Source organism: Thermophilibacter immobilis, assembly GCF_015277515.1.
In the GTDB taxonomy this organism is placed as follows: domain Bacteria; phylum Actinomycetota; class Coriobacteriia; order Coriobacteriales; family Atopobiaceae; genus Thermophilibacter; species Thermophilibacter immobilis.
In genome coordinates this window covers 1,756,279-1,773,235 of the sequence record NZ_CP063767.1, presented here as the reverse complement: position 1 = coordinate 1,773,235, position 16,957 = coordinate 1,756,279, and the positions used below count along the sequence as shown (strand labels likewise).

The following is a 16,957-nucleotide window of genomic DNA, read 5'->3' as shown; positions in this document are numbered from 1 at the left end:
GCATCCATCGTCTATAGATCGACATGAGTCGTTTGGCTTCGATGGTGACATCATGTGCACTGATATCAGGGGCAGTAAAACTCGTGTCATGGAACTTCTTGACTCGAGAGTTAGCGAGCTCACCCTTGACGGCCTCACTAAAACAGATGGACTAAATGATTCTGACGTCCTCCTGTCTGTCTACTCCAGACTCGACGGCGCCCGATTCCCTCAGTTCATCGGATTCAATAGGGTAGATATCCGTGACACAGCAGCACTGGCTTCGCCTTCCAATCCCCCTTATAAACAAGGGATAAATGGGAATCAGAGGAAGCGATTTTGATAGCGTCCTTGTCCAAACGCAAGCTATGTTCGGTTTTGGTTAGACGCAGCATCTTGACAAGGCGATGAAGTCAGTTTTTTAATTAAAAATTTTTAAGTAAGCATGACAGCGAAGGTTGTCTCGCTCTGTTTCCCGCCGTCAAGATTCGTGCTCTTCGTGGAAGCCATGTCCGCTATCCATTGCACAGGTGAGCTTCGGCTTCCTGTATATCCATCTCCATCTCATGGGCTGCTAGTCCCCCATATCTTGGCAAGGTCACGACATCTGTCGTATCCTATGAGTTTCCTCGCTTGGCTCGACGGCTGAGGGCAACACCACCAAGAGTTCAGTCCGTAAAATACGGCATATCAAGGCTCTCGTCCGCGTGAAGGAGACCATAGTTGGCGAGGATATTTGAGACGGGGTTGTCTGAGTGGCATATGGCGGGGTTTATAGGGCGTTTGCGTACAATGTGCGTCGTGCTTGGTACGTGAGTCGTAACCGATCGAGGCCTTGCAGCAGTTTTTTGGCGACCTCCTGAGTATTCGAGTCCTGAGCTTTGTTAAAGGAGCAGGTCAGAGGCTTGCGCGAATTGGTGATACTTGGGCTCCCTCAAAAAAACTGCTGCAAAGCCCCTTCTGAGCCCAAGAGGTTGTCAGAAGAGTCTCATCATGACTCTCGTACGCCCATGGGGGCATCTCAGCCGTCACTCATACACCCCCCATGGCGTATATTCTGGGCCAGGAGCATCGGCCGACTCCCGCTCCTGCAGCCACGGCATCTTGGGATGGGGGTACCCCACATGGACTTCGACTCCTACCAGAAGAGGTACGGCTACCGCACGCGCGACCTGGAGCGCTATCTTGAGAGGGGCCTGATCAAGGGCGCTCGTAGGATTGCCGGAGGTAGGTGGTTCATTCCCGAGGACGTGAGGCCGGACTACGTCATCAGGAAGAAGGCCAGCCGAAGGTTCGAGGACGACGCCTTCGACTTCCTCAAGGCCCTCAACACGAGGCGCACCGTCAGCGCCCGCGTGCTTCTCTGCACGGACGGGGAGTACCAGCGTCTCGTGCAGTTTCTGCTGCGCGAGGGCCTTGTCGTCGAGGATGAGAAGCACACCGACCATGCGGCGGGGGAGGGGCTCTCCCTCACGCGACACGCTCTCGACCTGCTGTCGCAGAGGAAGGACCGTTTTGTGGAGTGGTGCCAGACCACGATAGCCGCAGCCGCCAAGGGGGTAGTTTCCTAGCAGGGGGCGCCATGCTGATGTGCGCTCCCCCACAAAGAAGGGAAAGACCATGAAGGAACGCACCGTAGAAGACCAGGTCACCGGCTACAGGACACAGGACGGGGCGGGGGTGAGCCTCGTGCGGGTGCTGGGAAACCGGACGGCCGACGCCTTTGACCCCATCCTCATGCTGGACTCGTTCGACAGCACCAACCCCGCGGACTACGTGGCGGGCTTCCCCATGCACCCGCATCGCGGGATCGAGACAATCAGCTACGTCTATCGCGGCACCATGGTCCATCGCGACAGTCTGGGTCACGCCAAGTCCATCTCGGATGGAGGCGTGCAGTGGATGACGGCGGGCTCGGGCATCCTCCACGAGGAGATGATTCCCGAGGCCGACCGCCTGCTCGGCGTTCAGCTGTGGCTGAACCTGCCGGCGGCGGACAAGATGGTCGCCCCCGCCTACCACGGCATAGAGAGCTCGGACATCCCCGAGGTGGCACTGGGGGGCAAAAGCCTGGTCCGCGTGCTCGCGGGTTCCTACGGGGAGGCCCGGGGCTTCCAGAGCCAGCAGCTGCCGCTCGACTACTACGACGTGCAGCTGGAGCCGGGGGCGTCCGTGAGCGTGCCCGTGGGAACCGACCGCAGCGTCATGGCCTTCACCCTTATGGGACAGGCCCAGGTCTGCGGTGCATCCATTGCCGAGAAGACCGCCGTGCGCCTTGCGGACGGCGACACGGTCACGATCGAGAACCGCGGAGCCGCGCGCACCCAGACGCTGCTCATGAGCTCGCGGCGCCTGGACGAGCCGGTCGCCTGGGGCGGTCCCATCGTGATGAACACGCGCGAGGAGCTCTCCGACGCCTTTCGCGAGCTCGAGGCAGGGACGTTCCTCAAGGAGGAGATTCAAGGCTGATCGGCGGATCAATCTGTGATGGGACGGCCTCGGTCCTCGTTGGTCCGAGGCCGTCTCCTTCTTAGGCGAGGGTCCTCCTGGACCGCTCCCACTCGGCCGCGCGCGCCTTCATGCCATCGACGTCGAGGACGCCCTCGGCGAAGCCCTTGCGGACGAGCGAGACGGGCACGAGCTCGTCGTACTTCTCGAAGTAGGGGACCTCGCTGGGGTAGAGGAGCTCCATGGGGTCCTCCAGCCGCTCGGCCGCGTCGCACACCACGGCGAAGAAGCTCCTCTCGTCCTCGCGCATGACGAACGTCATGAAGTAGGGGCGCGAGGAGTCGAGCCCCTTGATTCCCAGCTCGTCCGCGCACTTGATCTTGATGAGGCGCTCGAGGGCGAGAAACGCGTAGGTCCCCAGCCAGGGCAGGAGACACCACATGGTGGCCCCCTTGTCGGACTCGCCCAGGCTCACGAGGGGCGATCTGGTGAGATGCGAGCTCCTCGCCACGTGGCGGGCCTGGGCCAGGCGGGCGCAGGCGTGGTCCCTGAGGTAGGGGTAGGGAGCGCTCTGATCCAGGACGCGTCGCATGCGCTCGAGGATCTTGGTGTTGACGTCTCCGGCGCACTCGCCGAAGTAGGCTGGGACCTTGCCCTTGACCTTGGTCACGTAGAGTAGGTGGCGCTCGTGGTCAATCTCCTCGACGAGCCAGACGTGCCCGGCAATGGCGACCTTCTCGCCGGGCGGGGGCGGGGCCACGAGGGTGCCTATCTCGGTCGACTCGCAGCGCACCGCGTACTCGACGTTCTCCTTGAAGACGGCGTAGAACTTGTAGGAGCTGGTAACGCGTTCGCCCGCCAGACCCACGATGAGCCCCCCGGACTCGGTCCGCTCGATGAAGTCGCGCTCGAGCAGGTGGCGCAGGAGCTCACGAAAGTCATCGGCGCTCACGCGATGGAAGTAGGTGAGCGTGAGCACGCGTCCGGCGAGCTCGGCGGGGGAGAGCTCGCCCTCGGAGGCAAGGATGGCCAGCGTCTGGTGGCACAGCAGGCTATAGGGCAGGCGGTCCAGGCGTGGCGGCTCCACCCACCTCTCCTCCCGATAGAGCTGGACGAGGGCGATGCCCTGCAGAAGCTTCCAGGGAATGGTATCGGGCAGCGGCGCGCGCGGCTCCTGTTGCTCCTCGCGCATGACGAACCACATCTCGGGAGGTTGCCCGCGCCGGCCCGTGCGACCCATGCGCTGCAGAAATGAGGACACGGTGAACGGGGCGCCGATCTGGAAGGCGCGCTCGAGCTTTCCCACGTCAATGCCCAGCTCGAGCGTGGAGGTGGCCACGCAGGTGAGGTCGCAGGCGTCATCGCGCATGAGTTCCTCTGCCTCCTCGCGGATGGCGGCGGAGAGGTTGCCATGATGGATGAGGAAGCGATCGGGCTCTCCGTTGGCCTCGCAGTAGCGGCGCAGGGTGGTGGTGACCTCCTCGGCCTCCTCGCGCGAGTTGCAGAAGACCAGGCACTTACGACCCTGCGTATGCTCGAAGACGTAGCCGATGCCTGGGTCCGCGAGTGGGGGTGCGATGTCTGTGGGGTCCTCGGGGTCTGTCCTCGTGCTCAGACAGTCCTCGCTGCGCTGCGGAACTGCGCGCGAGGACAGACCCCGAGGACCTGCAGAGCCAAGGGTCTCCACTGCCAAGACCTCGGCCTCAAGGTTACCCGACTCATTTTGAAAAGAATTTACATCCGCCTGGGGACCGTTTTGGTAGAAGTGCTCCATGGAGAGGCGCCAGGTGCGAGGGGGCTCCTCCACGCGAGGAATCACCGTGGGACGTCCGGTGCCGGAGGCGAGAAACGCGCCCACGGCCTGGGGGTCTCCGATGGTGGCAGAAAGACCTATGCGGCGGGGATTTACGCCAGCCATGCGGGAGAGGCGCTCGATGAGGCAGAGGGTCTGGCCCCCGCGATCCGCGCGCAAAAGCGAGTGGACTTCGTCGATGACCACGTAGCGCAGGTCGCAGAAGAGGCGCGCTACGGCTGCATGGCGGTGCATGAGCAGGGCCTCGAGGGACTCGGGCGTGATCTGCAGGATGCCCGAGGGACGCTTCATGAGTTTGGCCTTGTGGGAGGCCGAGACGTCCCCGTGCCAGTGCCAGACGGGAACGTCCGCCTGCTCGCAGAGGTCAGTGAGGCGATAGAACTGGTCGTTGATGAGCGCCTTGGTGGGCCCCACGTAGACGGCCCCGACCGAGGCGGGCGGGCTCTCCCAGAACTGGGAGAGGATGGGGAAGAAGGCGGCCTCGGTCTTGCCGGAGGCGGTGGAGGCGCACAGCAGCACGTGATCATCTGTGTCAAAGATGACCTCACCAGCGGCGACCTGAATCGCACGCAGGTTCTCCCAGTCGTGATCGTAGATGAAGTCCTGCACGAACGGCGCATAGCGGTCGAAGACGCTCATGGGTCGCCCCCCTGGTCAGATGGTGAACTCGGCGTAGGGGTTGGATCCGTCTGAGACTTCGCCCGAACTCTCGCCTGTGTCTGAGGCTCCCGCCGCGCCTGGCAGGTCGGGTGCAGATGAGAAGGCATCCGACTTCAGGATCTTCTCCACGCCCGCGTCGGGGCTCTGGCAGACGATGTCGAGAAGCTCTATGAAATCTCGAATGACCTCGCGCGGGGTGAGGTGGGTGTCTGCCCCCACGCGCCCGAACTCGATCTTGAGGAAGCTCACCAGCTGCTCCTCGGTGAGGGTGCGCTCGTAGCCAAAGTAGCCGGCGTGGATGTCCGCGAGCTTCTCGATGAGGACGAGCAGCTCCTCGTAGGTGAGGGGCTCGAGGTGGATGACCGGGGCGAGCATGTCCACCATGCCCTCGGAGGCAAAGCGGCCCTGCGTGAGACGGCTGCGCAGCGCCTCGTAGGAGAAGACTCCACGCCGGCGATCCTCGATGGACTGGGGTGTGCCCCCCATGATGATGCCCAGGTGATGAGCCTTGCCCTGGAGGGTGTCGTTGTACATGGTGAGGATCTTCTCGTAGTTGTACTGACGCGTGGTGGCGTTGGGGATCTTGTAGAGGTTCACGAGCTCGTCCACGAGCACGATGAGCCCCTGGTAGCCGGCCTTCTGCAGGAAGCGCGCGAAGAGCTTGAGGTACTCGTACCAGTCGTCGTCCGTGATGCACACGTTGACGCCCAGCTCCTGGCGGGCCTCGGTCTTGGTGCGATACTCCCCGCGAAACCACTTGATGACCAGGCCCTTGGTCTGATCGTCGCCCTCGAGGTGGGCACGCCACCAGAGGGTGAGGACGCGTGCGAAGTCGAAGCCGTGGACCATCTCCTCCAGGGACTGCGTTACGGCGTAGATGCGCCTCTCGACCGCATCGCCAAAGCTGGGATCATCTGGAGAGAGGCCCTCCTCGGAGATCACGTCCGCGCGCACGGCGTCCACCCAGCGGTCCAGGATGAGCGGCAGGGCCCCACCCTCGGGCCGGGTCTTGGTGGAGAGATTGCGCATGAGCTCCTTGTACGTGGCGAGCCCCTGCCCGTGCGTGCCCTGGAGCCGGCGCTCGGGGGAGAGATCGGCATCTGCCACCACAAAGCCCCTGCCCATGGCGTGCGTGCGGATGGTCTGCAGGAGGAAGCTCTTGCCCGAGCCGTAGCGGCCCACCAAGAAGCGAAAGCTTGCGCCTCCGTCCGCCACGAGGTCAAGGTCATGGAGCAGGGCTGCCACCTCGCGCTCGCGTCCCACGGTGATGTAGGGCAGGCCTATGCGGGGGACGACGCCGCCCTTGAGCGAGTTAATGATGACCGCTGCGATGCGCCTGGGCACCTTGGGCGCGTCTTTTTGCGGGGTGGTACTCATGCGGGGTGCTCCTCTCGTCATCGTGAAGGGCATCATACCACTCTTGAGTCTCAGAAGCAAACATATGTTCTATTTTATGGAGGAAGGAGAAAGAAGGAGCTGACAGGCACATAGGCTAATCGTTCCCACGTCATCACCTCCGGCTCATACTGTCTTGTCACCTGTAAAGTTAAATGCCATACTAGGCAGGCATGCAGGTGCGAGGAGGGGGAGAGAATGGTATCTGACGAGATGCGCGCAGAGGTCGAGCGGCTCAAGGCCGAGCAGGACGCCGTGATCCTGGCGCACTACTACGTGACGCCCGAGGCCCAGGAGCTCGCCGACTACGTGGGGGACTCCTTCTTTCTCTCCAAGCTCGCGGCCACGCTCGACTGCAAGACGCTCGTCTTCGCCGGGGTGCGCTTCATGGCCGAGAGCGCCAAGCTCCTCTCGCCAAACAAGCGCGTCCTCATGCCCGAGCCCTCGGCGGACTGCCCGATGGCCCACATGATGCGTCGCGAGACAATTGACCAGGCGCGCGCCACCTACGGAGACGACCTCGCCGTGGCCTGCTACGTGAACTCCACGACCCAGATGAAGGCCCTCTCCGACGTCTGCGTCACGTCGTCCAACGCGGTCAGGATCGTGCGCGCCCTGCCTCAGCCACATGTCCTGTTCATCCCCGACCAGCACCTGGGCCACTACGTGTCCGAGCAGGTTTCCGAGAAGAACGTCATCCTGAACGACGGCTTCTGTCCCACGCACGAGGCCATCGAGGTCGTCGAGGTCGAGGCACTCCAGGAGCGCTATCCCCATGCGGTGACCCTCGCGCATCCCGAGTGCGGCTCCTGGGTCCTCGAGAAGGCCGATTTCGTGGGCTCGACCTCGCAGATGATCGAGGCGGCCGTCTCCTCCGATGCCACGGACTTCATCGTCCTCACCGTGCACGGGGTCCTCTCCGAGCTCGAGCGGCGCTGCGCGGGCACGGGCAAGCGCTTCCACTTTCCCGCCACGACGCCCATCTGTCCCAACATGGCGCGCGTGAGCGGCGAGAAGGTCCGCTCCTGCCTGGCGGACGGTACCGGAGAGGTGGACCTTCCCCCGGACGACGTGGCCGAGCGCGCCCGTGCGGCCCTCTCCCGCATGCTCGAGCTGGCGAGGTAGGCATGGAGGCTGCCGAGAAGCGCGTGGACCAGAACCGCGTCATCAACTGCGACGTGGTCATCGTGGGGTGCGGGGTGGCCGGTCTCTACGCCGCGCTCAACCTGCCCCCAGCCCTGAGGGTGGTCCTTCTCTCCAAGCAGGACGTCGCCACCTGCGACTCCATGCTTGCCCAGGGCGGCATCTGCGTCCTGCCAGACGCCTCCGACTACGATGCCTTCTTCGAGGACACGCTGCGCGCGGGCCACTACGAGAATCGCCTGGAGAGCGTGGACCTCATGATTCGCGCAAGCCGGTCGATCATCGAGGACCTCGCGCGTCGTGGGGTGCGCTTCGCTCGGCGCGCGGACGGTGGCCTCGACTACACGCGCGAGGGCGCGCACTCCCGGCCGCGCATCGTCTACCACGAGGACGTCACTGGCGAGGAGATCACGACGCACCTCCTGGCCTGCGCCCGCGCGCTCCCCCACGCGACCATCCTCGAGCACGCCTGCATGACGGACCTTTTGGAGGGCTTCGACGAGCGGGGGCGCAGGGTCTGCCGCGGCGTCGCGGCCACGGCGCCGGACGGCTCCACGCTCAATCTCGTCGCCGGTGCCACGCTCCTGGCCACGGGCGGCATCGGGGGCCTCTACGAGTATTCGACCAACTATCCCTGCCTCACGGGAGACGGCTGTCGCGTGGCCGCCGCGCACGGGGCCCTGCTCGAGCACATGGACTACGTGCAGATTCATCCCACCACGCTGTGGACCGCTCAGTCCGGACGGGCCTTTCTTATCAGCGAGTCGGCGCGCGGGGAGGGCGCGGTGCTCCTGAACGACGCCGGAGAGCGCTTCTGCGACGAGCTCCAGCCGCGCGACGTGGTCTCGGCGGCCATCCGGGCCCAGATGGAGCGCACCGGCGCCGCGCACGTCTGGCTCTCGTTCGAGCACGTGCCGCGCGACGTGGTTACGGGCCACTTCACGCACATCCGAGCCCGCTGCCTGGAGGAGGGCTACGACATCCTCGCCGAGCCCATCCCCGTGGTGCCCGCCCAGCACTACTTCATGGGCGGCGTCCACGTGAACGCGGACTCCGAGACCACGCTGCCGCACCTCTTCGCCGCAGGCGAGACCTGCTGCAACGGCGTGCACGGCAAGAACCGCCTGGCGTCCAACAGTCTGCTCGAGTCCCTCGTCTTCGCCCAGAGGGCTGCCGACAAGATCATGCGCGACCGCTTCGCGGCCGACACCGCCGCGCAGCTGGCGCAGGCCGCCCGTGCTGCTACCATGACCTCATACGAGAGGGGAGACGCCCGATGATCGATCCCATGGTCCAGCTCCAGATGGACGAGCACATCCGTGCCGCGCTCGCCGAGGACGCGCCCTTCGGCGACGTCTCCACGGCCGCGATCATGCCCGAGCCGCACCCGGGGCGCGTGCAGCTCATCGCCAAGGCCAGAGGCGTGATCGCGGGTCTGTCGGTCTTCTCGCGCGTCTTCTCCCTGCTCGACCCACAGACGACGGTCACGCCGCTCGTGGCCGACGGCGATGTCGTCACGAGCGGCCTGCACGTGGCTACCGTGGAGGGCGACGTCCGGGTCCTGCTCGAGGGCGAGCGCACGGCGCTCAACTATCTGCAGCGCATGAGCGGCGTCGCCACCTACACGCGCGGCGTGGCCGAGGCGCTCGCGGGCACGCCCACCACGCTCGTGTGCACGCGCAAGACCACGCCGGGCATGCGCCTGTTCGAGCGCGAGGCCGTGCGCCTGGGCGGGGGCTCTCTGCACCGCTTTGGCCTCTCGGACGGGGTACTCCTCAAGGACAACCACGTTGACGCGGCGGGCGGCGTCGCGCAGGCGGTCGAGCGCGCCCGCGCCTATGCGCCCTTCGTGCGCCAGGTCGAGGTGGAGTGCGAGACGCTCGGCATGGTCCGCGAGGCGCTCGCGGCTGGGGCAGACGTCATCATGCTCGACAACATGGACCACGCCACCATGGCCGCTGCCGTGGCCCTCGTGGGCGGCCGTGCCAAGACGGAGGCCTCGGGCAACGTGGACGCCTCCAACGCCGGTGCCTATGCGGGCCTGGGCGTGGACTACGTCTCGTGCGGGGCGCTCACGCACTCCGCCCCCATCTTGGACCTCTCGCTCAAGCATCTCGAGGTGCTGGGATGAGCCGGGGAGACGAGCGCCGGCAGGCTATCGTGGATGCGCTGCACGCGTCCGCCGAGCCCCTCTCGGGCGCGTCCCTGGGGAAGGCCTGCGGCGTGAGCCGTCAGGTGGTCGTGCAGGACATCGCCCTGCTGCGCAGCCAGGGCGCGCACATCGTCTCGACCAACCGAGGCTATCTGCTAGGACCCGCCCCTGCGCGTCCGTGCCGCCTCTTCAAGTGCCGCCACACGCAAGACCAGACCGCCGAGGAGCTCCTCTGCGTCGTTGACCTGGGCGGACGGGTGGAGGACGTGTTCGTGAACCATCGCATCTACGGGCTGATCTCCTCCAAGCTGGGGATTGCCTGCCGCCGCGACGTCGAGCTCTTCATGGAGGGCCTCTCAACCGGGCGCTCCGCCCCCCTCATGATGGTCACGAGCGGCTACCACTTCCATCACGTGAGTGCCGCGGACGAGGAAACGCTCGACCTGATCGGGGAGGCCCTCGACAAGCGCGGGTTTCTCGCCCCCCTGACGGACTATGAGCGCGAGACGCTCTGAGACCCCGCCGGACAGGAAACGGACCGTCCCGGTTCGAATTGGTATACTTGGACTTTCAGCTTATCTTGGCAGGAGGTGCCCGCTCCATGAGTGACGTCAAGCCATCGATTCGGCGCACGCCCACGCAGGCGGTGCTGCGCATCGTCTCCATCATCATGCTCATCCTCGGCGGCCTGACGCTGGCCGGCGGAATCGTGGCGATCGTGGCTGGAAACGCGTTCGGCCTCGCGAGCGGGGACCTGTGGACCTCGATCACCTTTGGCGTCATCATCCTGGTGGCTGCCGGCCTGCTCATCCTTACGGCCGTGCTCGGGCTGGCCGCGTCCAACGACTCCTCGAACGTGGGCCGTTACCGCTTCTTGTGCTACCTCGTGGGCCTCGCGGTGCTCGTCGCCATCGTGTGGGGATGGGGTCTGGGCACCTTCATCCTCTTTAACCCCCTGGTCCTGGCCACGACCATCGTCTATGTGCTCATCTGCTCCACCCTGGCCGACAAGGTCAAGGAGGAGCACGACGCGGGCGTGCGCGGCGAGACCTTCCTGCGCTCGCGCCACCAGCGGACCCTGCACCTGCTCAGCGAAGTCATCGTCTTGAAGGGCGCGCTCACGGGCGTGGTCGTGGCGGTCGTGGCAGTCGCGCTGATCTCCTCCGGGGAGGGCGGGCGCATAACCCTCTCGGGCATTTCGATGACGCTCGACCAGTCCCTGCTCCCGCAGCTCGCCGCCACGGCCGTCTCGGCCGCCGTGGACCTGGTCGCGGGAGGGCTGGGCATTTGGGGGTCCAACCGGCCCGAGAAGATTCGTCCCTTCCTCGTCCTGGCGGTTCTTGCCCTCGTCATTGATGTGGTCCAGGTGGCCGGTTCGATCGTGGAGCACGGGGGCATCAGCGGTCTCGCGTTCGACCTCATCTTGGACCTGCTGTTCATGGGGGCGTGCACATGGATGTCGGTGCGCATTCTGAGGCAGCCGCCCCTGCCGGAGCTCGTCGAGAACTCGGCGACGGTTGTTCCACAATAGATGAGCGAAAAAAAGATATGGGTGACAAAAAGCGGGACCGCACCTAAAAGGGTGTGGCCCCGCATGGCCTCTGTAGCCGACTTCAGGGCCTAGGCCGTGAGGTCGAGCTCCATGAGGCGCGCGATGGACACGATGTAGATCTTGAGCGCGCGGCGCAGGGACTCCTCGGAGATGCCCTCGTCGGGGCCGTGCTCCATGCCGATCCAGGAGGGCTCGGGCTCGGTGGGCTCGTGCGCGCCAAAGGCGCAGGCGCGCTTGAAGTGGCGCGCGTAGGTGCCGCCGCCGATTACGAACGCCTGGGCGTCACGCCCGGTGTACTCGGTGTAGGTCGCGAGAAGCGCCTTGATCTCGGGGGAGTCGGGGCTGATGTAGAACGGCACGGTGTCCGAGATGCAGCGATAGGTGCAATCGTGGGCACCTGCGAGCTGGCTCAGCGTGGCCGTGATGGCCTCTCCCGTCGTGGAGGTGGGGTAGCGTGAGTCCACGGTCTGGTAGAAGCGTCCCTCCCTCGTGCGCACGGTGCCCGCGATGCAGGTGAGCGGGCCGAACTTGTCGTCGACAGAGTCGATGTGCATGGTGGTGCCGTCGGTGTCGGTGGTGAGGGTGCGCTGAAGCTCGAGGAAGGGGTGCTCGGCCTCGCTGTAGACGCCCTGGTCGAGCAGGTAGCGGGCGAGAATCCCGATGGCGTTGACAGTGCCCGCCGGAAGCGAGGCGTGGCCCCCCTTGCCCGTGGCGACCACGCGCACGAGTCCCGAGCCCGCGTCTTCGAGGGCGATGCTGTCGGCGGCTCCCAGCTCGTCGAGCGTGGCGCGCACGAGTGCCGTGGCCTGACCGGGGATGGCGTTGGGCACGGTGCCCCCGTTGAGCTCCACGATCTTCTCGCCGGCCACGGCAGCCGAGGAGAACTCGCCGTGGTAGACGCCCTTCTCGCCGCAGATGAGCGGGAAGTCCGCATCGGGGGAGAAGCAGAAGGCGGGCTCGGGATAGCGCTCCAGGTAGTGGGGGACGTCCCCCATGCCGGTCTCCTCGTTGTTGCCGATGATGCAGCGCAGCGTGTACGGCAGCTCGTGGCCGGCGGCGGCGCGGCGGGCAAAGAAGTGGCCCACGTAGAGCGAGAGCACGAAGGGACCCTTGTCATCCAGGACGCCGCGGCCGATGAGGTAGCCGTCCTTGCGGGTGACGTCGAGGGCGGGGTAGTTCCAGCCTAGGCCAAGGGGGACGATGTCGGTGTGGGCGATCGTGGCGACGTAGGTCTGAGGCCCAGAGGCTCCGGGCACGTCCCCGAAGCCGAGGTAGCCGTCGACGTTGGTGGTCTCAAGTCCTAGGCGATCGGCGATCTTGATGCCCCCGAGCAGGGCCTCGTTGGCCTTGGGCCCCCAGGGCTTGTCGGGCTCGGCGTGCTCGAGGTCCTCGACCGACTCGATCTTCACAAGCGAGCGGATGTCTTCGATGACGTCCTCCCACACCTCGTCGACGTAGGCGTCGACGTCTGCCTTGAACTTCTCGTCTATCATGGTGCCTCCTTGAATCGTGCGATCGTTGTTTTGACGTCCATCTTAGCGCGTCGAGGCACGGCATATCTTGTAGCCTTCACCTGGGCGTCGTTGTGGGGCGCTGGTCGTGTTCATTAGCCGAGAAGTGCCGCAAGTGCCCCGCGCGACACGCGCCGTGCTTCTCGGACGGGGCGCTTGACGCGTTTGCTAACCGAGAAGTGCCGCAGGTGCCCCGCAGAGCGACGTCTCCAGATGCGCAACGGGGCACATGACGCGGTTGTCGACTGAAAACAGCCGCATGTGCCCCGCAGGGGCAATTCCCATCTAGGGCGACGGGGCACTTGACGCGTTTGTCAGTAGAAGAATGTCGCAACTGCCCCGTACGGTATCTTTTCGCCTGGCACAACGGGGCGCTTGACGCGTTTGCTAACCGAGAAGTGCGGCAACTGCCCCGCTGGGGCAAATTCGAACTCAGATGACGTAGAGCAGCGCGGACAGCGTGATGCAGACGCTGCCGGCAAGCGTGAACAGGTGGAAGACGAAGTGAAGGTAGGGAATCTGCTTGGGAATGTAGAAGAGCGCGCCGACGGTGTAGCTGATGCCGCCGGACACAAGGAGCCAGAAGGCGGGCGTGGGCAGGAGCAGCAGGAGGTCGTTGATGTGGAAGACGACGAGCCAGCCCATGAGCACGTAAACGAGAGCCGTGAACCACGCGGGCTGGCGCTCGCGCAGGAGGACCTCGGCGGTGACGCCCACGGCCGCGATGGCCCAGATGGCCACCGTGAGCCAGAAGCCTCCCCGATCTGCGAGGGTGATAAGCGAGAAGGGCGCGTAGCTGCCAGCGATGAGCAGGTAGATGCCACAGTGGTCGAGCACGCGGAAGATCTTCTTGGCAGATTGGGGGGCGAGGGCATGGTAAAGCGTCGAGAACAGGTACTCCAGGATGAGAGAGACACCCATGATCACGGCGGCGACGAGGCGTATTCCGCCGCCGTGTGACAGGGCGGTCGCAACGAGCAGCACGAGCGCCGTGATGGAGAGAAGGACGCCGACGCCATGCGAGACGGAGTGGGCGATCTCTTCGCCGAGGGTGTAGGGACGGGGGGCGGGCTTTTGCTTTTTCTGCTTTTGAACTGCAGTTTCACTGATCACGATCAGGGCCTCTCTCGTTGGGCCAAGGGGTGCGGAGGTGCGGGTACAATGGCCACGGTATCGGATAGGGAAGAGCATACGCTTCCCTTGCAGCCGGGGGAGATTGTTGTGAAGAAAATCACGTTCCTCGTGAACCTGATCGGTTTGATCCTCGTGGTCATGATCTGCGGCGCGTTTGAGGTGTGGTATCGCGGGCTGGACAGCGAGGCGGGCCCCGTGGCCGTTCAGTCGGGCGTGCTCGTGCAGGTGATGATTATCCTCGCAGGTCCGGTGAGCATGTTCTCGCTGGGGGCCCTTGCGGGTCTTCTCATTGCCTGGTTCAAGAAGATCAAGCTGCGGCGTGCCGTGCGCGTGGCGCTGAGGGTGCTTGACGTCCTGGTTCTGGCCAACACGGTCCTCGCGTTCGTTCCCCTGCTGGCGGGCGATGCGGGGAGCTCCCTGTCCGCCTTCATGGTGGTGTTCTTGTTCGTCTCGTTCGCGGTGCCGGTGCTGCCTGTGTTCTTTGGCTTTGCCTATGCGCTGAGCCTCGCTGGGGTGGACGAGACCAGAAAGCCGTTCATCACGGGGCCCTTCACGCCCGATGAGGACGAGTAAACGAACCACCACCGAAGAGTACCTCTGTGCGCTAGGGGGACAATGAAATTCGAAGAGGCATCAAAACGAGCTCTTGCATTCAGAGACGCGCGAGACTGGGCACAGTTTCACAATCCGAAAGGTCTTGCCATCTCGATTAGCCTGGAGGTCTCCGAGCTTTTGGAGGTGTTCCCAAGGCTACGATTTGAGCTATGCCTATGTCATCATCGGGAATGACCTCGAGCTCGACACCCAAACGGGCAGGCTCTGGGCAAACAAGAGCAGTTACTTTGACAGAAACGGCTACGCTACAGCCAAGCCGGAGGAGCTGACTCGCTACCTCATAAATATCTACTACGTCCTTCTTACGCGGGGAATCTTTGGAACGCACGTCTACGTGGAGAATAAGGCACTTAGAGAGTATCTGCAAAAGTACTTTTAACTACAGCCGTCTTTTTGAGTTTGGGTTCTCAAAAACGTGCCGGGAATGTTTCCGGCGCGCTACTGTTACGTGAATGAGGGTGCGTCTGTGCGATAGTGCCTTCATAAGCGCCCGATGTGGGCGCCGTATCAAGGGAGGTACCATGGCACGGCACGAGGCTGCAGGCGTTCGAGTGAGCGGGTGCGCAATGGCACGCGATTTTCTCGGCGGCTCTGAGCTTCTAGCCCTTGACCTGGACCTTACCCTCCCGCTACCCAGCGCGCGCTAGGACGGCGCTGCCTCCTGCGCGCGTGACGTCGAGTCGCCGGCCGTAACCGGCGCGCCTTTGCCCCGCAGCCTCTTCTCTTCTCGTGACATCGCACGGCCCTCCCTTCTCGCCAGACGCGCCCTGAGGGCGCACGAACGATGGGACACACCATGACCAGGAAGATTCACATCTTTGACACCACCCTGCGCGACGGCGAGCAGTCGCCCGGCGCCTCCATGAACACGGAGGAGAAGCTCGTCATTGCCCAGCAGCTCATTCGCCTGGGCGTCGACGTGATCGAGGCGGGCTTTCCCATCTCGAGTCCCGGTGACTTTCGCTCCGTGTCAGAGATAGGCCGCCTGGCCGGAGATGACTGCGTGGTCTGTGGCCTCACGCGCGCCGTTGACGCGGACATCGACTGCGCGGCCGAGGCCCTCAGGAGCGCCAAGCGCCCGCGCATCCACACGGGCCTGGGCGTGTCCCCGAGCCACCTGCGCGAGAAGCTCCACATTAGCGAGGACGAGTGCGTCGCGCGCGCGACGCACTGCGTTTCCTACGCCAAGCGCTACGTGAACGACGTCGAGTTCTACGCGGAGGACGCCGGTCGCTCCGACCAGGCCTTCCTCATCCGCGTGATCCAGGCTGCCGTTGACGCCGGCGCCACCGTGGTCAACATCCCCGACACCACGGGCTACTCCATGCCGGAGGACTTCGGCGCGCGCATCAGGAGCCTGGTGGACAACGTCATAGGCATAGAGAACGTGACCATTGCGGTCCATACCCATAACGACCTGGGCATGGCTACCGCGCTCGCCCTTCAGGGCGTGAGAAACGGCGCCACTCAGGTGGAGTGCACAATCAACGGCCTGGGCGAGCGAGCCGGCAACACCGCGCTCGAGGAGGTCGTCATGGCCATCAAGATGCACGGTGACGAGCTCGACGCCCACACCGACATCGTGACCCGCGAGCTTACGCGCGCGAGCCGTCTGGTCAGCCGCATCACGGGCATGAACGTGCAGGCCAACAAGGCCATCGTGGGCGCCAACGCCTTCGCGCACTCCTCGGGCATCCACCAGGACGGCGTCCTCAAGGCACGTGACACCTATGAGATCATTGATCCCGCCGACGTGGGCGCGGCCGGCTCCGAGATCATCCTCTCCGCCCGCAGCGGCCACGCGGCTCTGCGCCACCGCCTCTCCGAGCTGGGCTACACCTTCGTCGACTCTGAGTTCGATGAGGTCTACCAGCGCTTCCTTGAGATTGCGGACCAGAAGAAGGAGGTCTACAACGAGGACCTCGAGTCGATGGTCCAGGAGCGCCAGCGCGAGGTGGCCGCCGTCTATACGCTCGATGCGCTGCAGGTGAGCTGCGGAAACCCGCTCGTCCCCACGGCCACCGCGACCATTACCGATGAGGTTGGCGCCACGCACGTGGTCTGCGCGACGGGCTCGGGCCCCGTGGATGCCTCCTACAAGGCCATTGACAAGGTCGTGGCGGTTCACGGCGACCTCTCCGAGTTCTCGGTCAAGGCCGTCACGCGCGGCATCGACGCCATCGGCGAGGTCACGGCCCGCATCACCGCAGACGACGGGCGTATCTACACCGGCCGCGGCGCGGACAACGACATCATCGTGTCGAGCGCGAAGGCGTACGTGAACGCCATCAACCGGATGATCCAGACGGCGCGGGCGAAGGAAGGCAAGTAGGTCCGGCCCGGCGCCCGTCTTGCCGGCTCGAGCAGTTTGCGCGGAGGGCGCGCAAAAACTCGCCGGACAAGACGGGCGCCGGGCCTGCTCGTCGGCGTTTCTGCGGCGGGTGTTCCCGTACTTTTCGTAAGCTCTGTAATTTTTTCTTATTGTAAGTTGTACGTTAATGAGAGCGTAGGGGTGTTGTAGCACGATCGGGACCCCGACTTTCAGGAGGGAAGAG

At 64.5% G+C, this 16,957-nt stretch carries 14 protein-coding genes; 10 read left to right on the top strand and 4 right to left on the bottom strand.

Features of this window, described 5'->3' with window-relative positions; translation table 11 throughout:
• The first annotated feature begins 1,103 nt into the window (after positions 1-1,103).
• On the top strand, positions 1,104-1,550 hold the full coding sequence (locus INP52_RS07960) for a hypothetical protein (protein ID WP_194370672.1): 447 nt from the start codon (positions 1,104-1,106) through the stop codon (positions 1,548-1,550).
• A 49-nt stretch (positions 1,551-1,599) separates the two neighbouring features.
• A complete protein-coding gene (locus INP52_RS07955; RefSeq protein WP_194370670.1) occupies positions 1,600-2,448 on the top strand; it encodes a pirin family protein in 849 nt (282 codons plus the stop codon).
• 61 nt (positions 2,449-2,509) lie between these two features.
• Here INP52_RS07955 and INP52_RS07950 read toward each other — a convergent pair whose 3' ends face one another.
• Both INP52_RS07950 and INP52_RS07945 read right to left on the bottom strand, forming a co-directional pair.
• Complete coding sequence (locus tag INP52_RS07950) at positions 2,510-4,879, bottom strand: DEAD/DEAH box helicase (RefSeq protein WP_194370668.1); 2,370 nt, start codon at positions 4,877-4,879, stop codon at positions 2,510-2,512.
• Between the two features lie 15 nt (positions 4,880-4,894).
• The gene (locus tag INP52_RS07945; RefSeq protein WP_194370666.1) at positions 4,895-6,277 is read right to left on the bottom strand and encodes an ATP-binding protein; all 1,383 of its coding nucleotides are present in this window, start codon (positions 6,275-6,277) and stop codon (positions 4,895-4,897) included.
• Positions 6,278-6,493: 216 nt separating this feature from the next.
• Here INP52_RS07945 and nadA point away from each other — a divergent pair, with 216 nt between their 5' ends.
• From nadA to INP52_RS07920, 5 genes are all read left to right on the top strand, one after another.
• Complete coding sequence (gene nadA / locus INP52_RS07940; RefSeq protein WP_194370664.1) at positions 6,494-7,420, top strand: quinolinate synthase NadA; 927 nt, start codon at positions 6,494-6,496, stop codon at positions 7,418-7,420.
• A gap of 2 nt (positions 7,421-7,422) precedes the next feature.
• On the top strand, positions 7,423-8,718 hold the full coding sequence (locus tag INP52_RS07935; protein WP_194370663.1) for an L-aspartate oxidase: 1,296 nt from the start codon (positions 7,423-7,425) through the stop codon (positions 8,716-8,718).
• Entirely contained in the window at positions 8,715-9,569 is an 855-nt protein-coding gene (gene nadC, locus INP52_RS07930; protein WP_228478312.1) for a carboxylating nicotinate-nucleotide diphosphorylase, read from the top strand. The genes INP52_RS07935 and nadC overlap by 4 nt, the downstream gene beginning before the upstream one ends.
• Positions 9,566-10,105, top strand: coding sequence for a transcription repressor NadR (locus INP52_RS07925; RefSeq protein WP_194370661.1), 540 nt, complete (start codon positions 9,566-9,568; stop codon positions 10,103-10,105). The genes nadC and INP52_RS07925 overlap by 4 nt, the downstream gene beginning before the upstream one ends.
• Positions 10,106-10,191: 86 nt before the next feature.
• A complete protein-coding gene (locus tag INP52_RS07920) occupies positions 10,192-11,121 on the top strand; it encodes a hypothetical protein (RefSeq protein WP_194370659.1) in 930 nt (309 codons plus the stop codon).
• Between the two features lie 89 nt (positions 11,122-11,210).
• Here INP52_RS07920 and INP52_RS07915 read toward each other — a convergent pair whose 3' ends face one another.
• Positions 11,211-12,635, bottom strand: a complete 1,425-nt coding sequence (locus INP52_RS07915) for a Sapep family Mn(2+)-dependent dipeptidase (RefSeq protein ID WP_194370657.1) — start codon at positions 12,633-12,635, stop codon at positions 11,211-11,213.
• Between the two features lie 450 nt (positions 12,636-13,085).
• Complete coding sequence (gene trhA, locus INP52_RS07910; protein ID WP_228478311.1) at positions 13,086-13,766, bottom strand: PAQR family membrane homeostasis protein TrhA; 681 nt, start codon at positions 13,764-13,766, stop codon at positions 13,086-13,088.
• Between the two features lie 108 nt (positions 13,767-13,874).
• On the opposite strand from trhA, the gene INP52_RS07905 reads away from it, so the two are divergent.
• From INP52_RS07905 to INP52_RS07895, 3 genes are all read left to right on the top strand, one after another.
• Complete coding sequence (locus INP52_RS07905) at positions 13,875-14,360, top strand: hypothetical protein (protein WP_194370654.1); 486 nt, start codon at positions 13,875-13,877, stop codon at positions 14,358-14,360.
• Positions 14,361-14,544: 184 nt separating this feature from the next.
• Positions 14,545-14,781 (top strand): DNA/RNA helicase domain-containing protein, encoded by a 237-nt coding sequence (locus tag INP52_RS07900; protein WP_194370653.1) that lies wholly within the window; start codon positions 14,545-14,547, stop codon positions 14,779-14,781.
• A gap of 417 nt (positions 14,782-15,198) precedes the next feature.
• Positions 15,199-16,734, top strand: a complete 1,536-nt coding sequence (locus tag INP52_RS07895) for a 2-isopropylmalate synthase (RefSeq protein ID WP_194370652.1) — start codon at positions 15,199-15,201, stop codon at positions 16,732-16,734.
• Positions 16,735-16,957 lie beyond the last annotated feature (223 nt).